The 26,095-nt window shown below is 69.7% G+C and carries 20 protein-coding genes; 3 read left to right on the forward strand and 17 right to left on the reverse strand.

From position 1 onward, the window contains the following. On the forward strand, window positions 1-1,070 hold a 1,070-nt coding region (locus AB0M36_RS30015; RefSeq protein ID WP_364164150.1), incomplete at its 5' end, for a hypothetical protein. 86 nt (window positions 1,071-1,156) lie between these two features. Here AB0M36_RS30015 and AB0M36_RS30020 read toward each other — a convergent pair. From AB0M36_RS30020 to AB0M36_RS30055, 8 genes are all read right to left on the reverse strand, one after another. After that, on the reverse strand, window positions 1,157-2,143 hold the full coding sequence (locus AB0M36_RS30020) for a DUF2332 domain-containing protein (RefSeq protein WP_364164153.1): 987 nt from the start codon (window positions 2,141-2,143) through the stop codon (window positions 1,157-1,159). Between the two features lie 621 nt (window positions 2,144-2,764). Then, entirely contained in the window at window positions 2,765-3,565 is an 801-nt protein-coding gene (gene cas6e / locus AB0M36_RS30025; protein WP_364164156.1) for a type I-E CRISPR-associated protein Cas6/Cse3/CasE, read from the reverse strand. After that, entirely contained in the window at window positions 3,556-4,269 is a 714-nt protein-coding gene (gene cas5e, locus AB0M36_RS30030; protein WP_364164159.1) for a type I-E CRISPR-associated protein Cas5/CasD, read from the reverse strand. Before cas5e ends, cas6e begins: the two co-directional genes overlap by 10 nt. After that, a complete protein-coding gene (gene cas7e / locus AB0M36_RS30035; protein ID WP_364164162.1) occupies window positions 4,266-5,384 on the reverse strand; it encodes a type I-E CRISPR-associated protein Cas7/Cse4/CasC in 1,119 nt (372 codons plus the stop codon). The genes cas5e and cas7e overlap by 4 nt, the downstream gene beginning before the upstream one ends. Continuing rightward, on the reverse strand, window positions 5,381-6,049 hold the full coding sequence (gene casB / locus AB0M36_RS30040; protein ID WP_364164165.1) for a type I-E CRISPR-associated protein Cse2/CasB: 669 nt from the start codon (window positions 6,047-6,049) through the stop codon (window positions 5,381-5,383). The genes cas7e and casB overlap by 4 nt, the downstream gene beginning before the upstream one ends. After that, complete coding sequence (casA, locus tag AB0M36_RS30045) at window positions 6,046-7,683, reverse strand: type I-E CRISPR-associated protein Cse1/CasA (RefSeq protein ID WP_364164168.1); 1,638 nt, start codon at window positions 7,681-7,683, stop codon at window positions 6,046-6,048. The genes casB and casA overlap by 4 nt, the downstream gene beginning before the upstream one ends. A gap of 218 nt (window positions 7,684-7,901) precedes the next feature. After that, window positions 7,902-10,988, reverse strand: a complete 3,087-nt coding sequence (locus AB0M36_RS30050) for a CRISPR-associated endonuclease Cas3'' (RefSeq protein ID WP_364164171.1) — start codon at window positions 10,986-10,988, stop codon at window positions 7,902-7,904. A 674-nt stretch (window positions 10,989-11,662) separates the two neighbouring features. After that, window positions 11,663-12,154, reverse strand: coding sequence for a GNAT family N-acetyltransferase (locus AB0M36_RS30055; protein ID WP_364164174.1), 492 nt, complete (start codon window positions 12,152-12,154; stop codon window positions 11,663-11,665). 83 nt (window positions 12,155-12,237) lie between these two features. On the opposite strand from AB0M36_RS30055, the gene AB0M36_RS30060 reads away from it, so the two are divergent. Next, window positions 12,238-13,653 carry a hypothetical protein gene (locus AB0M36_RS30060; protein WP_364164177.1) on the forward strand — a complete coding sequence of 472 codons (1,416 nt, stop codon included), beginning with the start codon at window positions 12,238-12,240 and terminating at the stop codon, window positions 13,651-13,653. A 16-nt stretch (window positions 13,654-13,669) separates the two neighbouring features. Here the strand turns inward: AB0M36_RS30060 and AB0M36_RS30065 are convergent, their stop codons facing one another. From AB0M36_RS30065 to murD, 9 genes are all read right to left on the reverse strand, one after another. Beyond that, the gene (locus AB0M36_RS30065) at window positions 13,670-15,394 is read right to left on the reverse strand and encodes a bifunctional 3'-5' exonuclease/DNA polymerase (protein WP_364164180.1); all 1,725 of its coding nucleotides are present in this window, start codon (window positions 15,392-15,394) and stop codon (window positions 13,670-13,672) included. Between the two features lie 37 nt (window positions 15,395-15,431). Next, the gene (locus tag AB0M36_RS30070; protein ID WP_364164183.1) at window positions 15,432-16,364 is read right to left on the reverse strand and encodes a carbohydrate ABC transporter permease; all 933 of its coding nucleotides are present in this window, start codon (window positions 16,362-16,364) and stop codon (window positions 15,432-15,434) included. 19 nt (window positions 16,365-16,383) lie between these two features. Further along, window positions 16,384-17,295 carry a sugar ABC transporter permease gene (locus AB0M36_RS30075; protein WP_364164185.1) on the reverse strand — a complete coding sequence of 304 codons (912 nt, stop codon included), beginning with the start codon at window positions 17,293-17,295 and terminating at the stop codon, window positions 16,384-16,386. Between the two features lie 51 nt (window positions 17,296-17,346). Next, entirely contained in the window at window positions 17,347-18,777 is a 1,431-nt protein-coding gene (gene ngcE / locus AB0M36_RS30080; protein WP_364164187.1) for an N-acetylglucosamine/diacetylchitobiose ABC transporter substrate-binding protein, read from the reverse strand. Window positions 18,778-18,814: 37 nt separating this feature from the next. Then, a complete protein-coding gene (locus AB0M36_RS30085) occupies window positions 18,815-19,714 on the reverse strand; it encodes a carbohydrate ABC transporter permease (protein WP_364164190.1) in 900 nt (299 codons plus the stop codon). Further along, the gene (locus AB0M36_RS30090) at window positions 19,714-20,694 is read right to left on the reverse strand and encodes a sugar ABC transporter permease (RefSeq protein WP_364164193.1); all 981 of its coding nucleotides are present in this window, start codon (window positions 20,692-20,694) and stop codon (window positions 19,714-19,716) included. The genes AB0M36_RS30085 and AB0M36_RS30090 overlap by 1 nt, the downstream gene beginning before the upstream one ends. Window positions 20,695-20,758: 64 nt before the next feature. Beyond that, the gene (locus AB0M36_RS30095; RefSeq protein WP_364164196.1) at window positions 20,759-22,066 is read right to left on the reverse strand and encodes an extracellular solute-binding protein; all 1,308 of its coding nucleotides are present in this window, start codon (window positions 22,064-22,066) and stop codon (window positions 20,759-20,761) included. Window positions 22,067-22,109: 43 nt separating this feature from the next. Further along, window positions 22,110-23,072 (reverse strand): MurR/RpiR family transcriptional regulator, encoded by a 963-nt coding sequence (locus AB0M36_RS30100; protein WP_364164198.1) that lies wholly within the window; start codon window positions 23,070-23,072, stop codon window positions 22,110-22,112. Window positions 23,073-23,357: 285 nt separating this feature from the next. Then, window positions 23,358-24,710, reverse strand: coding sequence for a UDP-N-acetylmuramoyl-L-alanine--D-glutamate ligase (murD, locus tag AB0M36_RS30105; protein WP_364164201.1), 1,353 nt, complete (start codon window positions 24,708-24,710; stop codon window positions 23,358-23,360). Between the two features lie 80 nt (window positions 24,711-24,790). On the opposite strand from murD, the gene AB0M36_RS30110 reads away from it, so the two are divergent. After that, window positions 24,791-26,092, forward strand: a complete 1,302-nt coding sequence (locus AB0M36_RS30110) for a hypothetical protein (protein ID WP_364164510.1) — start codon at window positions 24,791-24,793, stop codon at window positions 26,090-26,092. Window positions 26,093-26,095 lie beyond the last annotated feature (3 nt).

Here is a 26,095-nt window from a genome sequence, read left to right on the forward strand (position 1 = left end):
ACGACACCAACACCGCCAGCGACATCTTCATCCGCGACACCCAGGCCGGCACCACCGTACGCGCCAGCGTCTCCACCACCGGCGAACAAGCCACCGGCGCGAGCACCAACCCGACGATCAGCGCGGACGGCCGCTACGTGGCATTCGCCTCGACCGCCATCAACCTCGTCACCGACGACACCAACACCGCCAGCGACATCTTCATCCGCGACACCCAGGCCGGCACCACCGTACGCGCCAGCGTCTCCACCACCGGCGAACAAGCCACCGGCGTGAGCACCAACCCCGCGATCAGCGCGGACGGCACCTCGGTGGCGTTCCTGTCCACGGCGGCCAACCTGGTCGCCCGCCACACCAACACCGTGCAGGACGTGTTCGTCCGCGACCTGAGCACCGGCACGACCGTCGAGGCCACGGTGTCCCCGACCGGCGAGCCGAGCAACTCGAAGAGCTTGTTCACGGAGCGGGCGGCCCCGGCGCTCAGCGCGGACGGCCGCTTCGTGGCCTTCGCCTCCAGCGCCTCACACCTGGTTTCGGACGACACCAACGGCCAGGCCGACCTGTTCGTCCGAGACCTGCTCGCCGGCACCACGGTCCGGGTCAACGTCGCCCCGGACGGCACCGAGGTGAAGAGCGCCTTCCTGTTGCTGGCACCCCACTACGTCGCGATCAGCGCCGACGGTCGCCGCGTCGCCTTCTCCTCGGTCTCCACCGCGCTGGTGCCCGGTGACACCAACGGGGTCGAAGACATCTTCGTCCGGGACCTCGAGAACAAGACAACGGTCAACATCACCGCGGGGATGAAGGAGCCCAGCCGCGAGCCGTCACTGAGCGCCGACGGCCGGTACGTCGGCTTCGAGTACTTCGCGCCCCCCGGAAGCAAGGGATTCGCCGCCCTGCACGACCTTGACACCGGCAAGCTGACCTGGCTGTCCATCCTCCAGGGCCGGACGACGCTCGGCCAAGGCCGGCAGGTGCGGATCAGCGCGGACGGCCGCTACGCCGCCTTCATCTCCAACTGGAACGCGAACGCTCCGGACAAGGTCTACGTCCGCGGCCCCCTGAGCTGACCGCACCACCCGGTCGACCCCTGTGCGGCCGGGCGCGGATCTTCGGTCCGTGCCCGGCCGTCGCCGGGTGTGGTGTCTCCAGGACTTCACGACGACCCGGCAGCTCCATGCCGCGCGGGAGTGAGCCAGTCGATCTCCTGTCCGTGCGGTCCGGTGAAAGCCACGGGCTCGCCGTCCAGGGAGAGCAAGAACCTCGCCGGGCCGCCGCCCTCGACGTCGACGGTCGCCGCCAGGTCCGGCAGAACACCCACGCCCTCGTTGGAAATCCAGTGTCCCCGCAGGCCGCGGACAAGCTCAATGAAGGCGGCGCGAACGTCCGGCGGCACATAGGTCAACACAGCACTGTGGAAGATGACCAGAGTGGCGTCCGCCGGCGCCTGGGCGGCGAGCGGCGGGAGATCGGTGAGCAGATCACCCTTGATCAGGTACGGCGGATCCGCGCGGGCGATGCGGGCGGCGGCGTGCAGTCGGTCGCGCCGCGGCTGCTGCTCCGGCCAGATCAACGCCTCGAGCCAGCGCAGGTCGTCGTCGTCCGCCACGTCGAGCGGATTGAGGTCGATACCCGCACGCCACACCACTGTGGGCACCGCACTCGGCAACGGGACGTCGCCGTTGATCGAGCAGGTGAGCAGCACCGGGCTGTCCGCGGGGCCGAGCACCGAGGCGTCATCGCGATAGCGATACCGGTAGGCGTCCGGGTACAGGCACAGCCCGGCGGAGGCGCCCACCTCCAACAGCGCAAGGGGCTGCGGCAGGCGAGCCAGAAGCGGCAGCAGGGTGGCACAGCGCGCCGGCTCGTTGGTCTGCGTCCGGCGATGCCGCATCGTCACCGACAACTGCGACCAATGCCGCACCACCCAGGACCCAAACTCCTCGGGTACGGCCATAGGGGCGCCCAGATAGCGGGCCGCGGCGAACAGCAGGTTGGGCTGGCGCTTATCCGCTGGCAGCCCGTCCAACAACGCCAGCACGCGCCTGTCGGCGCTGACCGCGATGGCCAGCGCTTCATATGTCGGGGAGAGACCCCGAGCCTCACGCACCGCAAAATCCCGATACCAATGCGCCGTCGACATCGGATCACTCTGCCCACCGGAAGCCGACGCGCGCTATGACGACGATCTCCCCCGCGGGAGCAACCCCGACCCGGGCGCCCGCTGCCGGAGTTCTATCCCCGCGTGCGCGGGGAGCAGCACGTTGTCGCGTCCGGGTTCTGGACGGCCGTGGGGCCAACCCCTCCCATGAGGGGAGCACCGAACGTCCCGCGGGTGGTGCGCCGGATTCCACGGGCCATCCCCGCGTTCGCGGGGAGCGAGCTTCACCAACTCGATCGGACTGACCTACGTCGGCCCACCCCCGCGTCCGTGGGGAGCACTACGGCATCGGCAACCTCCTGGCGCGACACGACGGGCCATCCCCGCGCGTGCGGGGAGCACTACAGCACCTGGGATCCGGGCACAGGCGACTTCGGGCCATCCCCGCGCGTGCGGGGAGCACTTGGCCACGGCCGCCTCAACCCCGGGCATCACCGGGCCATCCCCGCGCGTGCGGGGGAGCACCCGGACAAGACCCGATTCAGCGCCTATCCGTCGGGGCCATCCCCCCGCGTGCGGGGAGCACACTTGCCGACCTGCAATGAGGTAGCTCGAGAGCGGCACTTTGTGCATCTGGTCCTTGGCCGCCAGCTTCTCGGGTGCTCACTGCCGACGGAGTGGGGCGAGGGTGAGCAGGCCGCAGCCGTAGGCGCGGGCGTGGCCGATGCCGCTCATCAGCATGCCGCGGAACGGGACCACGTCCTGAATCGTCAGGACTCCGTCGAATGTCGCCGTGGCCAGCGTGACCGGTCGTTGTCCCTGGCCGTGGGCGAAGGTCAGGGTCTGCCGGCGGTGCAACGACAGGTTCGGGCGGCCGTCGCTCTGGTCGGCGACCGCGAAGCCGTTGCGCTGCTGCCTGGCCAGCAGCCATTGGATCTGATGGTCGGTGGTGACGTGCCCGTATCTTCGGGTGTCGCCGCCCTGGGCGGGGCGACCGTTGCGCACCGGGTTGGCCGTGAGGCGGAACGCCCACTGTTGTCCTTCCTGGAGGATGTCGAGGAAGGGCTGGTAGGGCTTGGTGAGCCAGGTGTCGGTCGTGGGCCAACCCGCTTGCTCGACCAGGTGAGTGAGATCCGGCTTGGTGGGGCTCGCGATGTAGAGCGTCACTCGGCTGTCGGCACCCTGATCGAGACGCCAGAGAGTGCGCGCCGGCGGCTGAGCGCGACCCGGCAGCTCACCGCGACCCGGCAGCTCACCGCGACCCGGCAGCTCACCGCGACCCGGCAGCTCAGCGCGACCCGGCAGCTCAGCGCGACCCGGCGGCTGAGTGCGCTCCGCCGGGCGGGTGTGGTCCTCGGGGCGGGGGAAGCCAGCCAGGACCGCGGCGTGCATGACCTGCGGGGAGCCGAGGAGTTTGCGGGCGTCGCGGCGGGCGGGGTTGATGCGGAAGCGGGTCAGGAACATGTCCATCCTTCGAGGACGTCCATCGGGTCATGGTCGGGGGCCGGCCGGTGCGCGGGGTTCGTCAGGTCGGCGTGTTCTCGGACCACCGTCCGCCAGGCGTGTTGCCGACGGCCGGGGTCGAAGCTGACGGGCTGGTCGGCGGCGGTTTCGGTCAGTGTGTCGCCGGGGTCGGCGTCGCGGAGGATCTCGAGGCGTACGGTGGGGTGTCCGCGCAGCTTGCGCTGGTGCCAGCCGGCGGCTTGCCACGGCCAGGTAGTGAGCTTTTCGCGCAGCGTGCCGTCGTGAACGCCGAGGCTGACCGCGCCCGCGGGTGGGCATGAGCGCCGGCCGAGGAACAGCGGAAAGTGGGGACGTGTCAGCGCCTGGTGCAGGGTGTCGAGGATCGGGAGGTCGCCGCTGACGGCGGCGAGGAAGGCCGCGTCGGTCAGGTAGTGGCGGTAGGTCAGCGGCATGCTGGTGCGGCCGTCGAGGGTGCGGGCCACGTGGAAGTCGCGCAGGATGTCGCCGGGCTGGTCGACGCGGACCCCGAACCGCAGCTCGAGCAGGTCCGTGAGCGGGTCGGTGCGCCTCAGTCCCCGGGCGGCGGCGAGCATGCCGATGACTCCGCTCTTGCTCGGGGCGATGTCGGTGTGGCGGTGCGCGAAGCGGCTGCGGGTTCCCCAGGCTTGCAGCGGGCCGGCGAGGCGCAGCAGCAGGACGCTCACGGCCGGCTGCCGATCCGTCCGGCGATCGTGGCGCCGACGGCCTCGGTGAGCTGGTTCAGGGGTAGGACGGTGCCGAGCGTGGCGAGATCCCTGGTGCGGTCGCCGACGTGGGTGACCCAGCTGGCGGCCGGCGTCTCGCCGTACGCGTCGTGGACCTCGGCGGTGTAGGTCGCCAGTGCGCGGGCGGCCTGGGCGACGCGGCCGCTGGTGTCGTCGGCGCGGCCGACGGGCTCTTCGAAGGCGCCGACGAGGTTGATCGACCGGGTGTCGCGGAGCTGCACGACGATCGCGTCGGGACGGGTGCCGTTGGCGAACGTGTTGCGCTTCCCGGTCGGCATGCTCAACGCGTACGCCTGGAGGAACGCCTCGACGGCCCGGCGGGTGGCGGCGGGATCGCCGAGGGTGTCGTGGAGGCGGTCGACGTCGATCGTCGCGTACCGATAGAGGGTCGAGGAGTTGAATTCGACCGTGCCGATCATGCCGGCGCCGCTTTCCTGGATGTCGTATTTGCGGTCGTCGACGGCGGTGAAGTAGTCGAACTCGTTCTCCACGCGGTGCACGCTGATCGCGTGGGCGACCTGTACGGCCGCGTCGACGTTGATGTCGCTGACGTCGGCGACCATGCGACCGAACATGGCGATGTCGATCGAGTGTGCGGTGTTCGCGGCTTCCCGTGCGGTGCGGGCGTCGACCGTCGTGTCCTCGTGTGCGGCTTGCACGGCGAGCTCGGCGAGTCGCTGCTGTTGGCGATGGCTGAGAAAGAGGAGGTAGTCCGTCTCGGCTTGCTTGTCCTTCTTGGGCTCCTTCTTGACCAGCCCGGCGGCTTTCAACACCCCGGTGGCGAGCGTCGCGGCCTGGCCCGCCAGCGCCGGTTCGAGTCCGCTGATCCGGGCGGCGATCGCCTCGCCCACCCGCTTGGTGCGTTCGCCCAGGTCAGCGTCGTTCAGGATTTCCTCGAACGCCAGCCGTACGGCGCGCTTCCACGCCTGGCTGGAGACCCGCGCGCGGCGCACACCGCCGTACATCGCGGTCTTGGGGGAACCGGAATCATCGCGGTTGAGATTGCTCGGCGGCACGGTGTGCAGGATGTGGACGTCGATGATGCTGCGGGTCACGGAGTCTCCTCGGCGGTGGCGCTCGGCATGGTGCGGTAGAAGTCGCGGCCCCACAGGGCGCGGACGCGCTCCCTGCCGTCGGGATGCCGGAAGGCCAGCAGGTCGTCGGCGAGCAGGCCGTAGTCCAGCGGGATGCGCCGCTGCTTCAGCAGGCCGATCAGCCCGCGAAGGTGGTAGGTCAGAGCGTCGTAGGTCATGGCGTTGCCCAGGGCGGTGAAGCGGCGACGCACGGCCGTGCTGCTGCCCGCTTCGCGGGCGAGCCTGCTGACCGCCGAGCCGAGGCTGACGCCGTCGGCGTGCATGGGGGCGCTGAGCGACTGCTGATGCACCGCGTACAGGGTGAGCGCGCTGTGTTTGGCCCATTCCTCGTCGACCGGCGCGTCACCGGGGGCATTCCGGAAGAATCGCTCGGGTACGGCGGTGACGTCGAGGACGGCGTACTCGGATCCCGGCGGTCTCGTCACGGCACCGCGCAGCTTGGACATGACGGCGACGGCGGCCGGATCGCGGCGGGCGAGCATGCGGTTCTGCAGGGCGAAGACCGTCTGGGCGGCGTGCTGGCCGAACGGCCGGGGCCTGCGGACGCGCGGCCGCGTGGACGGGTTTGTCATGCCGGCACTCTCCTGGGGGCCTGTCATGCCGGCACCCTCCTGGGGGCCTGTCATGCCGGCACCTCCTGGGAAGGGGCCGCGACGGCCAGTGGAAGGGTCTTGGTGAGGCCGCGCCGGAACCACAGGTCCGCCAGCGAGGAGCACAGGAATTGCGACCTGTCGCCGCCGGTCTCGCGGCCGGCCCAGGCCGCGGGACCTGCCTGGGCGACGAGCGACGAGCCGAGGGTCAGCAGGGCGCGTTTGACGATGTGTTGCCAGTCGCGGCGTGCCGGCAGCGGATCGGTGTCCGGCAGCAGGGTTGCCAGCCAGGCCCGGAAACGCTGATCCAGCAGGGCGAACGCGGAACCGGCCGCTACCGCTCCCGCGTGGGTGGGTGCATCCCCGCGTGCTCCGGCGGCCCGGGTGAGGTTGGCGCCGAGCGTGCGGACGTGGCGGACGGCGGCTTCGGCGTCGGCCGCGCCGTCGACGATCAGGGTGCGCAGGGCGGCATCGGGGTGGAAAGCCTGCACCGGCATGGTGAGGGCGTCCTCAATGGTCTGCTCGACCACCGACTGCTGGGTGCCGTAGACGGCGCCGACCGCGTGCAGGGTCACGCGCGTATCCGCGGCGATGCTGCCGCTGACACGCAGGCTGGCGAGCCATTCGGCAACCGCGGGCGCGAGCCGGGCGGCGCCGGCCCCGCGCGTCGCCGGTAGCAGGACTTCGAGACCGCGCCAGAGGGCACGGCCCGGATCATGCCGGGAGGGCAGGTAGACCGGAGTGCGCTTGAGTTCCTTCTCCCTGGTCTCGCTGCGCCGCCAGGCCGTCATGGGTTCGACCCGGTGCTTGTCGGCCGGGTCCAGCTTGTCGCCGTTGGCGATCAGCGCCCCGGTGATGGCCCGCCCGTCGCCGAAGAGCCTGACCCGGCGGGACTGCCAGGTATAAAGACTGAGCGGACCGTACGGTCCCCGCTCACGAACGTCCTCCTCGGCCGGGCCCAGGGGCGCCCGTTCCCACGCCGGCGCGTCGTCGTCGCCGCGGTGAACGTGCGCGAAGGACTCCGGCAACAGGTTCAGCAGCAGGGTGTCGCGAAGCGAGGATCCCTCGAGAAAGACGCCGCCGAGGGCCCCACACCAGCCCGGTCCGATCGGATAACCCTTGCCGCCCTTGACCCGCGGATCGCCGACGGCACCGGACTTGATGCCGGACGTGTCGAAGGCCTGGCAGTGCACCAGCCATCGCGCCGCCTCGGCCGGGGTGATCCGCAGCAGGTCGGCGCCGAGCCGGGCGCTGAGGTACGGCACACCGTTGGGCACATCCCCGAGCAGCCGCTCCAGCCCCGCGGGTTCGTCCTTGGCGGTCCGCAGGTCGGCCACCTGGTAGAACGGCGTCACCGGATGCAGGAGATCGAACCGATCCCGGTGTTCGCGCAGGTATCCGTCGATCTCCTCGGCGGGGAGGGTCTCGCGCTGCCACAGGTCGCGCCACTGACGTTCCGAGGCGGGCCCGTCCGTCGCACGGTGCAGCACCGCCAGGGACAGTCGTAGGATGGCGAGCGCCTGGGTCGGGAGATCGCCGACCACGACGCGAAACCGGTGCGAGTCGGCGAGCAACTGGAGCAAAGAGACCACCTGTTGGCCGCCACCCCGGTCGAGCACCCTGATCCACGGTTCATCGATCAAAGAGAAGGTCGGTCCGATGTCCTTCATGGCGAAGTCTTCTCCGTCCCACAATGGGGTCGATACGGGCGATGAACCTACTCCCTCACCTGCTATTCGATAATCCTCCCACCCGTGCGGTGGGGTGATCCCCTACTGCCTCATCGAGGTACGTGTTCCTCGCGCCCAGGCGGGGATTCCGCAGTTCACCACCGTCCACACCGGAAATTTCACCCGCATTCGCAGTCGCGTTACCGACAAACATGAATTCACCCGTGCGATGTAATTCGCGCGACGCGCAAACCGTCATCGCTGTCGTAATGCACGTCGAAGCCGGCGACTTCCGCATGACCGTCCGCGTCAAGATCGAGAATCAACTCGCCGCCGAGCCACGGATCTCGCTGCCAGGCCTTGACGAACGTCCGTCCCCTCAACTCGTCGATCACCCGAGCCATCCCCGATCCGGACACCATCGCGGCCGGCAGCGCCAACGTGCAGGACGCGACCGCTCTCGCCAACGCGGGAGGTGGAGCCGCGTCCGTGGGCACGAGCCGGCCGCCGCACTCGTCGAGCCACGGCACCACCGACAGCCCTTCATCGGTACGGCTCAGCACCAGCACCTCGAGGGTGTCCGGGCCGTCGTCGCGGACATGCGCCCGACCCCGCCCGTCACTCGTCCCGTTCTCGGCGTCGCCGATGTCGCCGGCGAGCCAGGCCACGAGGTCGGTGCCGGCCGCGCCGACCCGGCCGAGACGATACGTGTCCGCCCGCAGCCGCCGCTGGGCATCCTCGGCGGCGCAAAGATCCGCCGCCGCCCGCAGATCCGGTTGCCAACTCGCCGGCCCCACCGGATCGCCGCCGTAGGCGGCCTGCACCAACGGCGAAATGTCATCCGGCAACCGAACCGGCCCGCCCCCGAGGTGGCCGAGCCCCATCAGGTACGGCCACAGCACCGCGGCGCTCCGCAGCAGGCTGGACAGGTCGTACACCCGAGCCGAGCCGCGCACGGGCGTGGGCGGCTCGGTCGTCCAGTCCGCGCCGGTGATCAGGCACCGGGGCCGGGCCACCGCCGCCGGCCTCGGTGGACGCCGATGGCGATGCAGCCGGCCGATGCGCTGCAGAAGCAGGTCGACCGGCGCCAGATCGGTGACCAGCAGGTCGAAGTCGATGTCGAGGGACTGCTCCGCCACCTGACTGGCGACCACGACATGCCGGAAGGGTCGCGTCCCGCCGCTGCGACGCACATGCTCGGGAGAACCGAACGTCCTCAGCAACCAGCGGTCCTTGGCGGCCCGATCGGGCCCGATGAATCGCGAATGCGCCACCGACACCGCGATCTCCGACCCGAACTCACGCCGGAGAACCGCCGCCGTCTGCTGAACCCGGGAAACGGTATTGCGGATCACCACGGCACAACCGCCGTCAGCCAGGGCGGCGCGCAGGGTTGCCGCTAGCGCCGTCGGGTCGTCATCGTGATGCTCGACGTCGACCACGGACGCGCGGCTCGAAGCCGCACAGCCGAGCGCTGTGGGCTCTCCCCCGCCAACACCCCCACCGCCGCAACCCCGACCGCCGTCGTCACCACCGCCGTCGTCACCACCGCCGTCGTCACCACCGCCGTCGTCACCACCGCCGTCGTCATCACCGGTGGAACCGCCGCTGAGTGGGTCTCCACGTCCGCTGCCGACCCGGTCGCCGGTGAAGCTGACCAGCGGGTAGCGAAGGTCTTCCCCGAGCGCCCGGTAGCGCGACGCCCGCTCGCGAGACCGCCCCCGCCGCACCCCGGCCCGCCGCACCCCGGCCCGCCGCACCCCGGCCCGCCGCACCCCGGTCTGGTGAGCCCCGGTCTGGTGAGCCCATCGGCCGTCGTCGTAGGCCCGCATCATCTCCGCACGCCGGCGCGCCGGCAGTGTGGCCGACAGGACCACCACCGCGACGCCATACGCTCCCAGCCATTCCAGGGCGCGATCGAGATACTGGCTCATGTAGACGTCGTAGGCGTGGGCCTCGTCGATCACCACCACCTTCCCGGCGAGGCCCAGATGCCGCAGGACCAGGTGTCGCTGCCTGAGCGCGGTGAACAGCAGCTGATCAATGGTGCCGATGACGAAGCCGGACAACATGGTGCGCTTACGACCGGCGAGCCACCGGTGCGCGGCGACCTCGGCACCGCCGTCGTCGACGCCGACCTGCGAGGGCAGCGGCGCCTCGTACAGAGCGGTGAACTCGGTGTTCAGACGAGCCTTGCCGTGCGCCAGTGCGACGCCGTGCGCGCCCCGGGCCGTATCGGCGTCGGGAAGGCGCCGCAGCCATTCGAGCACCCGGGAGAACATCGCGTCACTGGTCGCTCGGGTCGGCAGCGCGACAAAGCAGCCGCCGGCACCTGTCCGCTCGGCCAGGATCTCCACCGCGGCCAGGGCAGCCTCGGTCTTCCCCTCCCCCATGGGTGCCTCGACGACCAGCAACCCCGGCGCCGGCATCCGCCGAGCCGCCTCCACCACGGTTTCCTGCACCGGCCGAGGCCGCGCACCCTCTGGCAGAGCGAACCGCGCCGCGTAGAGATCGTGCGCGCCCTCGGGCGGAGGCACCGCCCGCCAAGGGGCGGGCAGATCCAAGCCTTCCCAGCCCGCGGCGAGCCGGGCCGCACCGTCGGGAAGCACCATGGAGTACGGGAAGTAATCCTCGTTGCTGGCGATCCAGTCAGCGACGATGACCACGCCGGTCAGCAGCGCCTGCACCGGCTGGGACAACGCCACTCCATCCCAGTGCGGCAGCCGCTCGTCCACGCCGGCGCGGGCAGCGATCCAGTCCAGCAACTCGTCGCGTACGCGAAGCCAAGGGTCTTGGAATTCGACCAGATAGGGGCGGTCCATGAGCTCTTTGAGATCGGAGTCCGTCGGCGGCAGGCCGTGATGGCCGCCGACCACGACCGCCAACGCGCGAGCGTCGGCCGGAGCTCGGCCGCATCGAGACCCCAACCAGTCGGACAGAATGAGGAAACCGGCCGTGGCGTGCGGCGCCAGTCGACGATCGGCATCCACCCGGGAGTCGAAGGCGAAGCCATGATCTTGCATCCGGCGCGCCAGGAGAGGCACCTGACTCGCGAAGGCCGGCGTCGCCTTGCCGATGTCATGAACACCCGCCAGCCAGCACACCAACCGCCGCCCGTCCTCGGCGGCCGGCAACTCGGAACTCACCCGGTCACGGACCGTTCGGGGAAGCCACCGGTCCCAGAGCAACCCGGCGACATCGGCGCTGTCCGCCAGATGCCGCCACAATGGCAAAGGCCGCACAAGATCGCCGGACTTCCCCCAGACCACCCGTGCGGCGTCGCTCAGGACCGCGTCAGCTCTCACGCCGAAAATGAAAGCACCGGGGTACGACAAATCCCGGCGCATGATCAATTCACGGCCCGAAACCGATCCCGCGAAGAATGTAGAATGATCGCGATCAAATGCGAACGATGATCTTCAAGCCGCAGGCAAGCATGCTCCCCGCACACGCGGGGGTGGCCCCCACAGCGGAAGCACGCCGTCGTCTTGGCCGCCGCTCTCCCGCACGCGGGGGTGATCCGAGGCTAAGGTGATGGTGCTCGACACCTGCTCCCCGCTTGCGCAGGCGGGGATGGTCCGATCCCGACCAAACTCGGCGCGGGCACGAATGAGGGTTCCTCGCACACGCGGGGGTGCTCCCGGCTCATCGTCCATGTCCTGAACGCCGACCTTCTGTTCCCCGCGCCCGCGGGAGTGGCCCTCACTTGGCGGACGTGACGTTCGCCGTCACCACATGTTCCCCGCGCCCGCGGGGATGCTCCTCGCTTGACGGCGCGGAAGTCGTTCACACTGCCTTGCTCCCCGCACACGCGGGGGTGCGCCCGGGATCACGCCGTTGTCGTTGCAGTAGATGACAGGTTCCCCGCGCACGCGGGGATGGTCCTACGGTACGCACTTTCGCAAGCTGGGCTTGTGTTTCCTACGGCATGCAGGGATGATCCGCGTTTCACCGACGTGAGGTTCGCCAGCTGGGCGGGCTACAGCGTTTTCTCCAGCACCAGGGTGGGCCGGCCCTTGGCTCGATCCGGTCGCAGGTCGATCTGGCGGTATCCGAGCTTGGCCCAGAATGGCTGCGCCTCGGTGTTGACGACCAGGACGCCGAGGCGGATGGCGGTCGCGCCCTCGGATCGGAACCGGTCTTCGAGGGCCGCGACGATTGCCCGGCCGTGGCCTCGGCGGCCCAACCGTCCATCTACGAGCAGCAGCCCGATCCATGGGTGACCGTCTTCGGGGTGGCGCAGCAGGAGCTGGGCGAAGCCCACGATCCGACCGTCGGAGTCGCGGCCGACCACGGTCTCGCATCCGTCCGCCTCGGCGTCCTCGCGCAGCATCGCCTCGATCTGGGCCCGGGTCATCGTGTCCGGATCCTGGTCGCCGCTGGACCGCCAATAGGACGGCTGGGACCGACAGATCTCGTCGAGACTGTCCAGCTCCGCGCCGCTGAGGGTCGCGCGATTCAGGGTGACCACCTCGAGGAGGCTAAGCCCTCGACGGCCGCGGAACCACGCGAATTCTCAGCGTGCCCTCAGCGCGGGCGAAAGACAATCTCGCCGTGACCGAATTCGTCGTCGTGCTGGGGTCGGTTGCTCTCGTGCTGGCTCGCTGGCTGCCGTCCGCTCGCGGCCGCCGCCGTGTCGCGGGCGGCGCGGTGGTCGTGGTGGCGGTCGCCGCGGCCTCGATCGGGATCGGAATGCGCTGGCAGTTGCTCCTCGTGCTGGCCGTCGACCTGCTCGTCGGCGCGGCGGCCGGCGTGGTGTGGATGGTGCGCCGGCGCCGCGGGCGTACCGGTTGGCGGGTTCGTCGGTGGCTGGCCGTGCTCGGCACCGTGGCGTGTGTCGGCCTCATCGCCACGGGCGTGGCCGCCGCCTGGGCGCTGCCCGTGCCGGTGTTCCCGGAACCGTCCGGGCCCTTCGCGGTCGGCACCATGACGGTGCAATGGACCGACGCCGAGCGCGAAGAGACCGCCACACCGGACGCTGGTGACCGGCGAACCGTGGTCGTGCAACTCTGGTATCCGGCGCAGTCGGCCACGCAGGAGATGCCGCGGGCGCGGTACCTCGGCCGGACCCGGCGAGAAGCGGACACCGTGGCCGCAGCGGCAGCCGACTATCTCGGAGTGCCCGCCCTCCTGCTCGACGGGCTGCCGCGGGCCCGCAGCCACGCGGCATTCGATGCGGCGCCAGCTGCCGGTCGCTTTCCGGTCGTGCTGTTCTCTCCGGGCCTCGGCGGCGTACGCACCCAGAACACCGCGTGGGCCGAGGACCTGGCCAGCCGCGGCTATCTCGTCGCGGGCGTGGACCATCCGTACGATTCGGCGGCGGTCGTGCTTGCCGACGGCCGTAGCGTCCGGACCCGGATCGCTGCCAGCGGTGATCCGAAGGAGGATGAGAAACGGAGGATCGGCTGGACGGCGGTGCGGGCCGCGGATCTCAGTTTCGTCCTCACCCAGCTCGGCCGCCTCGATCGCGGTGAGCTCACCGGGCCGCTCAGCGGACACGTCGACATCGGGCGGGCGGCGGCGACCGGCCACTCCGTCGGCGGGGCCGCCGCCATGCGCGCCGCTCAGCAGGACAGCCGGTTCGCCGCGGTGATCAACCTGGACGGTGGTCTCAATGCGGACCAGGCGTCGCCGCACCAGCCTGTGCTGGCCCTCACCCACACGGTCATCGACCAGGCCGACGCCGATTACGTCGCCGGCCTGTCGAGGGTCCTGGAACGTGGCAGCGCGACCAGTTACCAGCTCAGCGTGCCCGGTAGCGCACACCTCACCTTCACCGACGGCCCGCTGTATCTGCCACCCGTCCCCGCGGTGGCGGGCTCTCTCGGTCGGACCGAAAGCGTGCGGATGACCACACTGACCTGCGCCGCGTTCCTCGACGCCACGCTGCGCGGCCGGTCCGACGAGCTGTCCGCGACGCTGTCACGGCACGGTGAGCTCCGGGTGTACCCGGCCGCGGCGGGCCGCTGACCCCGGCCGTCGACCGTCAGGCCGCGTCGGCGTAGCACTCGACCACCGACACGTCGAGCGGGAACCGGACCGCGACATCGCCGAAGAGCAGCTCTCCCGCGCGACCGGCCGACGCGCGGACCGCCTCCACCACCTTCGCGGTCTCCTCCTTGGGACAGTGCACCCCCACTTCGTCGTGGACGAACAGCACGATCTCGGCCCGCATGCCTTCCAGCGCCGTGCGCAGGGTCGCGAGCAGGACCAGGGCCCATTCGGCCGCTGTGGCCTGGATGACGAAGTTGCGGGTGAAGCGGCCTCGGGCGCGGCCTGTGGCTCCGCCCTGGGGCAGCTCCGCGCTGCCTGATTCCTCGGGCGGGTCGAGGCCCGCGTCGCGCCAGGCGGTGGAGGCCGGCGGGCAGGTACGGCCCAGCCAGGAACGGACCAGGCCGCCCGCTTCGCCGGTGCGGGCGGCGGCCTCGACGTATTCGAAGGCCGTCGGGTAGCTCTGGCGCAGGACCGCGAGGGCCGGGATCGCGGCGCCGCCGGTCTGGCCGTACATAGCGCCGAGGAGGGCGACTTTGGCCTTGCCGCGGTCTCCGGCGAAGGCGTCCGACGCGAGGGCGGCGTAGAGGTCGTCGGCTTCTCCGGCCGCCGCCAGGCGGGTGTCGCCGGAGACGGCGGCCAGCACCCGTGGCTCCAGTTGGCCGGCGTCGGCGACGACGAACTGCCAGCCGGGGTCGGCCACCACGGCGCGGCGGACCACCTTGGGGACCTGGAGGGCGCCGCCGCCTCGGGTGGCCCAGCGGCCCGACACCACGCCGCCGGGCACGTACTCCGGGCGGAGTCGGCCGTCGCTGACCCAGGCGTCGCGCCAGGCCCAGCCGTGTGCCGTCCAGATGCGGTAGAGCTCCTTGTATTCGAGCAGCGGTTTGACCGCCGGGTGTTCGACTCGGCGCAGCACCCAGGCGCGGGTGTTGGGGATGTCGATGCCGGCGCGGGCGAAGGCGCGCAGCACCTCGGCCGGGGAGTCGGGGTGCAGGCCACGCATCCCGAACGCGGCGTTGATCTCGGCGGCCAGTTCGGCCAGTCGGCGGGGTGGCCCGACCGGCTGCGGCGGCCCGAGCAGGTCGCGCAGGAGCTCGTCGTGGAGGTCGCCGCGCCACGGCAGGCCGGCATGGCCCATCTCGGCGCCGACCAGGGCGCCCGCCGACTCGGCGGCGACCAGCAGCCCGAAACGACCGGACCGCCCGGACTCGTGGGACCGGCCCCCGGACTGCCCGATCGCCACGATGCGCCGCTGCTGGTCCGCGTACACCCTGGTCAGGGCGTCGAGCACGACGGGCCCGGCGGCTGCCGGCGGACCGGTGGTGGCCTCGAAGAGCGCGGCCTGGGCGAAGCCCGGCGGTTCGGCGATCCGCGGCGGCGGATCGCTCGGAACGGGCGCACCGGTGAGTCGGGCGAAGGCGGCGCCGAGCGACCGCGGCGAACCCCACTGCCCCGCGTGCCCGAGCAGCAGCGCCTCGGTGAGCTCGACGTCGTGGCAGCGGCGGACCCTGACCCCGGCCCGCAGCAACGCGGGATAGCAGTCGGCGGTGGCCGCCCAGACCCAGCGCGGGCGGTCGGCGGCCTCCCGGTCGGCGATCGCCGTGGGCAGGTCGGCGACCAGGTGCGGCTCGGACGCGGGCGTGCCGTCGGGACGCAGGGCCTGGAGCCGCCCGGAACCCCGCCAGCTCCCGTCGTCGGACACCGCCGCTATCAGCACGAGGTCATTTTAGGAACACGGGTACGACAGAAACGGCCTACTTCGTCGCGCCCGCCGTCAGGCCGGACTGGATCTGGCGCTGGAAGAAGGCGTACACGATGATCATCGGGACGATGGACAGGGTGAGGGCCGCGAAGAGGGCGGCCCAGTTGGCCTGGTAGCCGGCCGAGACCGAGATGTTGGCGATGCCCTGGGTGAGCACCCACTTCTCGTCCGCGCCGGCGCCCTGCATGATCGCCACGGGCAGCAGGTACTGGTTCCACTGGCCGACGATGTTGAAGATGGTGATGCTGACCAGGCCGGACTTGGCCATCGGCAGCATGACCTGGAAGAAGAGCCGGGTGTGCGAGGCGCCGTCGACGACCGCCGCCTCCGCGATCTGATTGGGCAGCGTCTTGAAGAACGCCGTCATGAAGAAGACGGTGAACGGCAGCGAGTAGGCGATGTAGACCAGGATCAGACCGGTGTACGTGTTCAGCAGGTTGAGGTTCTGCAGGATCAGGAACAGCGGCACGATCGCCATGAAGACCGGGAACGCCAGGCCCGAGACGAACAGGTAGTAGATGAAACGGTTGCCGAAGAACTTGTAGCGGGCCAGCACGTAGGCGGCCATCGACCCGAAGACCATGGTGCCGGTGGTGCTGACGGCCACCACGAAGACGCTGTTGAGGAAGTAGCGGCCGATGTGGGCCTCGGTCCAGGCCGTCTTGTACGTCTCGAAGGACAGCTGGCTCGGCAGGCTGAACGGCGCGTGCGTGAAGATCTCGGTGTTGCTCTTGAACGACGCCAGGACCACCCAGATCAGCGGCGCGATCACGAGCAGGCCCCAGATCGCCAGCGCGATGTGGGCGAAGCCGCTGAAGATCTTGATCTCGCGCTTGTCGCCGGCCGCGGCGGCGGAGTGCCGCGCGCCCGGGTAGGGCACCGTGCCGGGCGGCGGAGTGGAAACGTCGGTACGCAGGTTGGTCATCTCAGGCTCCCGGTGCGGCTCAGAGCTCGACGGCGTCGCGCCGGGTGACCCGCAGGGTCAGCGCCGCGAAGGTGAGGGTCAGGAAGAACAGCACGACGCCCATCGCCGAGGCGTAGCCGAACTGTGCGTAGTCCTGCATGTTGCGGAAGATCTCCAGGCCGAGCACGGTGGTCGCGCCGTCCGGGCCACCGCGGTCCACGGACATCACGTTGACCAGGGCGAAGGCGTCGAAGGCCGCGATGCCGAGATAGACCCACGCGACCTGGAGGGTGTTCCACAGCAGCGGCAGCGTCACCTTGAAGAACAGGGTGCCGCGGGTGGCGCCGTCGAGCGCCGCCGCCTCGTAGATCTCCGTGGGGATGGAGCCCATGCCCGCGGAGAAGAGCACCACATAGAAGCCGACCGCCTGCCACACGAGCACGGCGAGGATCGACCAGAGTGCGAGGTTCTTGTCGGCGAGGAACAGGATCGGTTCCCCGCCGACCTGGTTCAGCAGGCCGTTGATCAGGCCGCTCTCGTCAGGCGAGTAGACCCGGGAGAAGATGACGGCCACGAGCGCCAGGGCGAGCAGTTGGGGGAAGAAGAACACCACCCGGTAGACCTTCGACCCCCAGACCCCCCGGGTACGCCCGCCTTTCGAGCCGCCGCCGACGTTGAGCAGGAACGCGAAGAAGAGCGCCAGGATGATCGTCAGCAGGGGCAGGAAGACCAGCAGCAGCGCATGGTGCTGGATCGCCTTCCAGAAGGTGTTGTCCTGGAACAGCTTGGTGAAGTTGTCGAACCCGATGTAGTTCACCTCCGGCGAGAAGCCCCGCCAGTTGGTGAACGACAGCTGGAATGCCTGAAGGTAAGCCGCGACCACGAACGTCCCATAGATGGCCACCGGCACGATCAGGAAGCCGATGATGAACGGGTACCTGCCGTGCTTCATGGTGCTGTGCTCCGTCCGTGATCGCGGTCTAGGTCGTCAAGGGGATAGGGATCAGCGATGGAACTTCTTGATGGAGGAGTCCTTCTTGATCGCGTCGGCGGCCTTCTGCACCCGCTCGCAGAACTTGTCGGCGCTGCCGCCCTGGTACATCAGCTCGTTCGTGGCGGCACGCACCTCGTCGTCGAGCTTCTTGTACCACGTGTCGAAGCGGAAGCTGAAGGTGTCCGCGCCCGCTGCCGAAAGGGCCTTGTTGCCCGAGGTCAGGCCGGGGCTGATCTCCATGCCGTCGGTGGCGCCGGCGACCACGGTCAGGGTCTTGGTGAGCTGGGTGAAGCCCACGGCGCCGGCCTTGGAGAGCATGTGGCGCAGGAATTCCATGCCGCCGCGCGGGTTCTTGCCCTTGCTGGCGACGAAGTACTGCTCGCCGGCCGCGGCGTAGAGCGCGGTGACGGGCAGCTTGTCCGAGGCGGTCACGCTCGGCAGCGGCATGAGCTGGTAGTCGAAGCCGGCCGGGGTGTCCTTGGCCTGCTCGTTCTCCAGCCAGGAGCCGGACGGGTAGAGGCCGACCTTGTACTGGTTCTGCTTGAGCTGGACCTCGGTGTGCTTCTGGCCCAGGAACGCCTTGTCCGAGTACTTCGCGCCGACCTCGGCCCACGCCTTCGCGGCCTGCTTGACGGCGTCGTTGGTCCAGGCGCCGTCCTCGAGGTTGTCGATGTTCTTGAGGATGTCGGCGCCACCGATCTTGGCGGCGCTGGTGAGGATCACCGTGTACTGGTAGTACGGCGCGTTGGCTCCGGCGTACCCGTAGGGGGTGATGCCCTTGGCCTTCATCTTGTCGAGCAGCGCGGTGAAGTCCGCCCAGGTGGACGGCACGGTCCAGCCGTTGTCCTTGAACAGCTTCGCCGAATACCAGAGGCCGAAGACGGTGAAGGCGTAGTTGAGCACGTACGGCTTGCCGTCGAATATGCCCTGCTCGACGGTGCCCGGGATGAGGGTGTCCTTGACGGTCTTGCCCGAGATGTCCACCGAGGGCGCGGCGAACAGTTCGGTGAGGTCCTGCACCTGGCCGGCCTGGACGAGGGCGCCCTGGTCCATGAACTTCGAGCCGGAGTTGTTGATCATGTCCGGCGGGTTGCCCGCGCTGAACCGCGGCTGCACCACGGTGGCGATCTCTTCGGTCTGGTTGAAGCTGACCTTGGAGTTCGGGAAGAGCTTGTTGTACGAGGGGATGTCGACATCGGTCGCGTACTTCGTGCCGAGGCCGCCGTTGAAGATGACGATCTCCAGCGGCTCGTCCTCCTTGACGCCCAGCGGGTTGGTCGCCGTGACGGCGCCCTTCGGCTTGTCGCCGGTGTCCGCGCTCTTGCCGCCCCCGACACAGGCGCTCAGCATGCTCGCGGCGGGGGTGGCCATCAGGCCGACGGCGGCGGCGCGCCGCAGCAGCGTCCGGCGGTCGACCTCGGGCTTAAGGATGTCGGTCATGCGCTTTCTCCTCAGGGGGTGTTGATGCGGAGCCGGTTCAGCCCTTGACGGCGCCGGCCGTCAGGCCCGTTGCGATGTTGCGCTGGACGATCAGGAAGAAGATGACCACCGGGAGCGCGGTCAGGATCGACCCTGCCATCAGAGGACCCCAGAAGGTCCCCTTGCTCGTTTGGTTCTGCATGAGCCAAGCCATCAGGTTCTGGTTGGCCTGCTCGTTGAGGGTATTGATGATGATGAATTCATTCCAGGCCTGGATGAAGCCGTATACCGAGGTCGCCACCAGGCCGGGCCCGGTCAGCGGCAGGATGATGCGCCAGAAGACCTGGAACCGGCTGGCTCCGTCGATCTCCGCCGCCTCGTCGAGCTCCCGGGGTACGCCCTGGATGAAGCCCCGCAGTGTCCACACCGTGTACGGCAGGATCAGCACGATGTAGACGAGCGTGACGCCGAACAGGCTGTTCGTGAGCCGGAAGTCCTGCAGCATCAGGAACAGCGGGATCAGGACCGCGACCAGCGGCACCATCTGCACCGACAGGACGATGAGGATGATCGCTTTACGGCCGTAGAACCTGAACCGGGCGATCGCCAGCGCCGCGAGGAACCCGACCACCAGCGCCCCGAGCACCGCGCCCACGGTGATCAGGACGCCGTTGACCAGGTCCTTCTGGAAGAACGGCGCGTTGAAGGCCGACGTGAAGTTGTCGAGCGTGAAGCCGTGCGGATAGAAGGTCGGATCGAACTGGAGGATCTCGGGCGCCGGCTTGAAGGCCGTGTTCACCACCCAGTAGATCGGGAAGAACATGACGAGCGCGAAGAGAACGCCGGCCGTGTTGGCCGCGATCGTGCCCGCCCGGCTGCGCCCGACGGTGGGCGTGTCGGACTCGCGCGCCTTGCGGCGACGCCTGCGGACGGTGATATGCGGGGCGACGGCGACCATCAGTCCACGTCTCCGATCTTGAACATCTGTCGCATGTAGAACACCATCACGCCCAGCATCAGCAGGACGGTGACGACCGCGATCGCCGAGCCCAGGCCGTAGTCGTTGTTCTTGAAGGCCAGGCTGTAGGACCAGGTGGCGAGCACCTGGTAGTCCTCCTCGGGACGGCCGTTGCGGACCACCCACACCTGGGTGAAGAGGCCGAAGTTCCAGATCACCGACAGCGTGGTGACGATGACCATCAGGGGCTTGAGGATCGGCATGGTGACCCGGCGCAGCGCCTGCCACGCCGAGGCGCCATCGATCACGGCCGCCTCGAGCAGTTCCTTGGGCACCTGGGTGAGGCCGGCGTTGAGGGTGATCGCGATGAACGGGATCCCGGCCCAGACCACGATGGCGGTGATGACGATCCAGCCCTGGACCGGATCGGCGAACCAGCTGTGGTTGGCGAAGTCGACGCCGGGGATACGGTCGATCAGCCAGTTCAGGACGCCGAAGTCGGAGTCGACCAGCCACCGGAACGTCTGCGTGGCGACCAGCTGCGGGATCGCCCAGACGAACATCATCGCGACGATCATCATGATCCGTACGCCCGGCGCGACGCGACGCATGAGCAGGGCGACGCCGAGGCCGAGCAGCACGGTCAGCACCACCGACACCACGGTGAACGCCACGGTCCGCCCGACCACCTGGTAGAAGACCGCGTCGGTGAGGATCCGCGTGTAGTTGTCGAAGCCGACGTTCTCCGGCGGCAGGTTCCCGAAGAGCTGCCGCAGACCGAGCTGCTGGAAGGAGAGCACACCCATCCGCACCAGCGGATAGCCGAGCAGTGCGGCCAGCAACAGCAGGCCGGGCAGCACCAGAACGTACGGCGCTTTCCCGCCGGTGGTCGCCCGGCGCTTGCCCGTGACCGGGCCGGCCGGGCCCGCGGCGGGCGGCACCGGCGCCGGCGGCGCGGATGGAGAGTCGACGACGGACATCGGTTTCACCTCTTTCGCGGTTGGTCGGTGCGCCGCCCGCCCGGGTCGGGCGGGCGGCGGCGGGTCAGGCGGCGTTGAGGATCTTGTTGATCTTCTCGTCGGCGTCCTTCGTGGCATCGGCCACCGTGGACTTGCCGGAGGCGATGGCGACCAGCATGTTCTGCAGCACGTTGGCGGACTCGACCTCCGACCACTTCGGTGCCATCGGCACGAACCAGGTCTCCTTGGCGGCCTGCGCGGTCGCCTCGTTGCCCTTCATCGCGGCGGCCTTGTCGAGCAGGTTGGTCGCGTTGGGCAGGGCGCTCTTGGCGATCAGGCCTTCCTGCGACTTCGTGTCGGTGAAGATCTGCACCCACTTGGCCGCCAGATCGGCGTTCGCGCTCTTCGCCGTCACGGCCAGGTCCGAGCCGCCCAGGAAGGACGGGATGCCGGGCATCGCGACGCTCGCGACCTTGCCGCTGACCTTCGTCTTGACCTTGCCGGCCTCCGGCTTGTTCGGGTCCTTCGGCTGCTCCTGAGCGGCGCCGACCTCCCAGCCGTTGGCGTACATCATCGCGGTCTTGCCCTGGGCGAAGATCGCGGCCTGGTCGGTCTCGTCCTTGGTCGGGTCACCGCTGAAGTAGGTCCTGGCGAGCTCGGACCACTTGGTGAGGCCCTGCTGCGAGGCCGGCTCGGAGAGCGCGCCGACCCACTTGTCGCCGTTCTTGCGGGCGATGTCGCCGCCGGAGCCCTTCACCCAGGCCATCGCGGCGTACCAGTATTTGCCCGGCATGTGGAAGGCGGAGAACTGCTTGTCGCTCCCGTTCTTCTCCTTGAGGCTCTTGGCGGCGGCGACAACGTCGTCATAGGTCTTGGGTACGTTCAGACCCGCCTTGGAGAACATCTCGGTGTTGTAGGCCAGCACCCGGGCACCGGCGTAGTACGGCACGCAGTAGGTCTTGCCGTCGAGCTCGCACGGCGCGGAGAGGCCGGTCAGCCACTGGCCCGAGTTCTCGAACTGTCCCTTGTCCAGCGGCGCGAAGGCGCCGTTGAAGACGTACTTGGGCATCTCGGTGTTGCCCAGCTCGACGACGTCGGGCACCTCGCTGCCGGCCAGCGTGGTGTCGAGCTTGGCCAGGTGGTCGGTCCACTGTTGGTAGTCGACCTGCACCTGCGCGCCGGTGGCCTGGGTGAAGCGGTCGTTGGCCTGCTTGACGACGTCGGACCAGCCGGACTGGGCGTCGACCATGAGCCAGACCTTGATGGTCTTGCCGGCGCCGTTGACCGACGCGTTGGCGTTGGGGGTGGTGCCGCTGCCACCGCTCGAGCCGCACCCGGCGGCGCCGAGCAGCGTCGCGGCGAGGGTCGCGGCGACGGCGATTCTGCGCTTCACGCTTTCCTCCTGAAAACGAGATCACACATGAGGTAGAGGGGGTTCACGGGGCGGAGCTGCCGTCCTTGACGGCTTTGTGGCCGCTGACGGCCTGCGCGGTGCGCTGGAAAGCCGCGTGCGAACGTTCGTGGGTCCGCTGGGCGACGGCGACGTAGAGCAGATCGAGCACGACGAGCTGGGGGTGGCGCGCGGAGAGCGCGTCCGGCCGGAAGGTCGTGGCCTGGGTGGCGGTGAGCAGGACGATGTCCGCGAGTTCGGCCAGCGGCGAACGCGGGAAGCTGGTCAGCGCGATGGTGGTGGCGCCGTGGCTGCTGGCCTCGGCGAGCAGCTCGATGGTCTCGCCGGTCTCGCCCGAGTGCGAGATGCCCAGCGCCACGTCACCCGGGCGCGACAGCGCGGCGCTGGCCAGGCCGTTGTGCACGTCGGTCCAGGCCCACGCGGCGACGCCGATGCGGTGGAGGCTGAACTGCATCTCCTCGCCGACCAGCGCGCTGCCGCTGGCGCCGAAGATGTTGACCCGGGGCGCCTCGGCGATCGCGACCGCGGCCCGCTCGACCTCGGCGAGGTCGAGCAGCGCCGCGGTGTCGTGCATGGCGCGGGTGTCGGCGGCCATGATCTGCGCGAGGACCCGTTGGAGCGGGTCACCGGGCTGGATCTCGCGGCCGATGTCGACGGTCCAGCCGGCGGCGCGGGCGCGACCGGTCTCGGCGGCGATGCCCAGCCGCAGGTCCGCGTACCCGTCGAAGCCCATCGCCCGGCAGAACCGGGTGACCGTGGCGGGCGAGGTGCCGCTGCGCTCGGCGAGCTCGACGATCGTGGCTCGCGAGGCGGCGGCGGGATCGGCCAGGACCCGCTCGGCGACGCGCTGCAGCGCCCCGGTGAACTCCGGCAGCATGGTGCGTACCCGTACCAGCACGCCGTCGCTCGCGGCAGCGGGCGCCTGATCGCGCACCAGAGGGTCGGCCACCACGGTTGAGGCGGTGCCGTCCACGTCCGGCTCGACCATGGGCCGTCCTCTCACGAAGGAGTGTTAACTGTCGCGGTAAAAGTTCTTACTGCGAGGCCCCTCCTGTCAAGACTGTGGGTGAAGTTTTCAAACCGTTACCAAGAGCACGCACGGCAAAGACGGTCCGTCAACCGCCCCATCTTCCGATAAGGCCGTTAGGACGTGACCGCCATCACATACTGCGTTTTGTCCCGATTCTTACGTCCGCTTTAGCCCGCAATGCGAAACGCCCCCGCGCAAGGCGAGGGCGTTCGGTGGAGCGGCGAAAAAAATACCCAGAATCTGTCAGGCGCTGTCGCGGATGGCCTGGGCGAAGACCTCCGAGCGGTGCTCGAAGTTGCGGAAACGGCCATAGCTGGGTGCCCCCGGCGACAGCAGCACCACGCCGCCGGCCGGGGTGACCTTGCGCGCCAGGCGTACGGCGGCGGGCAGGTCCTCGGCCGGCTCGGTCCGCACGCCGGGCAGACCCGCCAGCTCCTCCAGGATCCGCGGCCCGCTGTCCGGCAGCCCGATCACGGTGATGTCCCGACCGCGCAGATGCTCCCGCAGCGGCGTGTAGTCCAGCCCGCGATCGGTGCCGCCGACGAGAACGGTCAGCGGCCGCCCCTCGTACGCGTCGATCGCGTGCATGGCCGAATACGGACTCGTGGACAGCGTGTCGTCGACGAAGGTCAGCCCGGACGGATCCTCGATCTCGGACAGGCGGTGCGGCAGCCCCTCGAACGACTCGACCGCCGTCCGCAGCTGCTCGGCCTGCCCCACCACGTCGATGCCCATGCCGTCCAGAACCGCCAACGCCACGCACAGGTTGTGCCCGTTGTGGCGGCCCTTCAGACGAAGCGCGTCGCGCCGGAAGAGCGGCTCGTCGCTGCAGTAGACGAGATCGTCGTCGTCCACCCGGAACCGGGAGTCGCCGGACCCGGCCGGGATCGCCGGGAACCCGTTGGCGTCGCGGGCCGCGATCGTCTCGCGGACCAGCCGCTGGTCGGCACCGTTGACCACGATCAATTCCGGTCCGTGGGCCAGCAGGTTCAGCTTGTCGCGGTAGTACTCCCGCTCGCCGCCGTGCGCGTCCAGGTGCTCCGGAAAGAGCGAGGTGACGACGGCGACACGCGGCGAATCGGTGAGGTCGGCGCACTGGTAACTGGAGAGCTCGAGCACGTACTGCTGGGCGTCGGGCAGATCCAGCAGCGGCACGCCGATGTTGCCGCCGAAGACGTTCGGCCGCCCCACGCCGGCCAGAAGATGGCTGATCAGCGCCGAGGTCGTGCTCTTGCCCTTGCTGCCGGTGACGCCCACGGTGCGCCGGGCGTGGTCGGCCATCCACAGCGCGCTGCCACCGGTGACCGTCACGCCCCGCGCGCGCAGCTCCGCCATCCACGGGTGGGTCTGCGGCACCCCGGGCGAGCGCACCACGACATCGGCGGCGACGAGCGCGGGAAAGGCGTGGTCGCCGCCGGCCAGGGGCGCCAGCGCGGCCAGCTCCCCCTCCCACGGCACGGACAGGAAGTTGGCGCTGTCGTCCACCGCCATGAGGCGGCCCGGCCCGTGCGCGGCGATCGCGATGACGGCGGCCCGGCCCTCACGGCCGGTCCCCCAGACGGCTACGGAACGTCCGTGCAGGTCTGCCAGGCGCACAGTGAATACTCCCTCGGTCTGATCGCACTAGTATTGCCCGTCGGTCCAGTGACAGGAGTTCGCGGGTGCAGTTCGACGTCATGCGCTTCCCCTCGTACGCATACGACCCCGACACCGGGGTCGCGACGTTCGATTACCTGCTCGACGGGCCCACCCCGGAATCCTTCACCGAGACGATCACCTTCCCGACCCGCCCGGGCGGGGACGTGCCGGAAACCTTCTACCGGGTGCTCGACCTGCTGCATGTCGTCGCCGGGGTGAGCTACTACAAGGTCGGCGCGCCCGAGCGCGTCGAGGCGCCCACGGCCGTGCCGGCCGAGGCCGCGGCCCTGTTCGACGCCGTCTACAGCCAGGGACTCGGCGAATACGCGTACGTGAACAAGCTCCCGTACGTGCTCGACATGACCGTGCGCGTGCCCGCGACGGCCCCGCCGGCCGCACCGGTGGACAACTCCGGCGGGCGCCCCCTGTCGGCCGTCGGCGGCGGCAAGGACTCCATCGTCTCGCTGGAGATCCTGCGCGCCGCCGGCCTCGACCCGGTGCCGTTCTCGGTCAATCCCAACCCGGTGATCGTCAACGTCAACGCCGCCTCCGGCCTGCCCGCGCTGGCCGCCCGCCGACGGCTCGACCCCCGCCTGTTCGAGCTCAACAAGGCCGGAGCCCGCAACGGCCACATTCCGGTCACCGCGATCAACTCGCTCATCGCGATCGCCACCGCCACCCTGCACGGCCTCGGCCCGGTGGTGATGTCCAACGAGCGGTCCGCCTCCGACCCCAACCTGATCTGGAACGGTCACCCGATCAACCACCAGTGGTCCAAGGGCGTCGCGGCGGAGGGTCTGCTGCGCGCCGCCGTCACCGCGCACGCCGGGCTGACCGAGCCGTACTTCTCGCTGCTGCGGTCACTCTCGGAGCTGCACATCGCCCAGTTGTTCGCCCGCTTCACCGCGTACGACGACGTCGTCACCAGCTGCAACAAGGCGTTCAAGCTGCACGACCCGACCGCCCGCTGGTGCGGCGACTGCCCGAAGTGCCGCTTCGTCGCCCTCGCCATGGCGCCCTCGATGTCCCGCGAGCGCCTGACCCGCATCTTCGGCCGCGACTTGTTCGCCGAGCCCGCGCAGGTCCCGGGCTATCTCGAACTGCTCGGCATCGACGCGCACAAGCCCTTCGAATGCGTCGGCGAGGTCGAGGAGTCCCTGGTCGCCCTCACGATGCTCGCCGACGATCCGCAGTGGCGCGACGCGCCCGTGGTCACCGCGCTGCGCGACGCGGTCCCGGCCGCCGCGTGGGCGGAGGCTTCCCGGGAGTCGGTGCTCGCCCCGGGCGGGGAGACCTTCGTGCCGCCCGCGTACGCGAAGGCCCTCGCCCAGATGCTCTGAGCC

It is taken from the genome of Actinoplanes sp. NPDC051346 (assembly GCF_040682215.1).
In the GTDB taxonomy this organism is placed as follows: Bacteria; Actinomycetota; Actinomycetes; order Mycobacteriales; family Micromonosporaceae; genus Actinoplanes.

What these genes read in the sequence shown, in the direction of transcription:
- AB0M36_RS30020 (WP_364164153.1), bottom strand. Translation starts at nt 2,143, where the DNA reads ATGTCGACGGCGCATTGGTATCGGGATTTTGCGGTGCGTGAGGCTCGG.
- cas6e (WP_364164156.1), bottom strand. Translation starts at nt 3,565, where the DNA reads ATGTTCCTGACCCGCTTCCGCATCAACCCCGCCCGCCGCGACGCCCGC.
- casB (WP_364164165.1), bottom strand. Translation starts at nt 6,049, where the DNA reads ATGACAGGCCCCCAGGAGGGTGCCGGCATGACAGGCCCCCAGGAGAGT.
- casA (WP_364164168.1), bottom strand. Translation starts at nt 7,683, where the DNA reads ATGAAGGACATCGGACCGACCTTCTCTTTGATCGATGAACCGTGGATC.
- AB0M36_RS30070 (WP_364164183.1), bottom strand. Translation starts at nt 16,364, where the DNA reads ATGACCAACCTGCGTACCGACGTTTCCACTCCGCCGCCCGGCACGGTG.
- AB0M36_RS30075 (WP_364164185.1), bottom strand. Translation starts at nt 17,295, where the DNA reads ATGAAGCACGGCAGGTACCCGTTCATCATCGGCTTCCTGATCGTGCCG.
- ngcE (WP_364164187.1), bottom strand. Translation starts at nt 18,777, where the DNA reads ATGACCGACATCCTTAAGCCCGAGGTCGACCGCCGGACGCTGCTGCGG.
- AB0M36_RS30085 (WP_364164190.1), bottom strand. Translation starts at nt 19,714, where the DNA reads ATGGTCGCCGTCGCCCCGCATATCACCGTCCGCAGGCGTCGCCGCAAG.
- AB0M36_RS30090 (WP_364164193.1), bottom strand. Translation starts at nt 20,694, where the DNA reads ATGTCCGTCGTCGACTCTCCATCCGCGCCGCCGGCGCCGGTGCCGCCC.
- AB0M36_RS30100 (WP_364164198.1), bottom strand. Translation starts at nt 23,072, where the DNA reads ATGGTCGAGCCGGACGTGGACGGCACCGCCTCAACCGTGGTGGCCGAC.
- AB0M36_RS30110 (WP_364164510.1), top strand. Translation starts at nt 24,791, where the DNA reads ATGCGCTTCCCCTCGTACGCATACGACCCCGACACCGGGGTCGCGACG.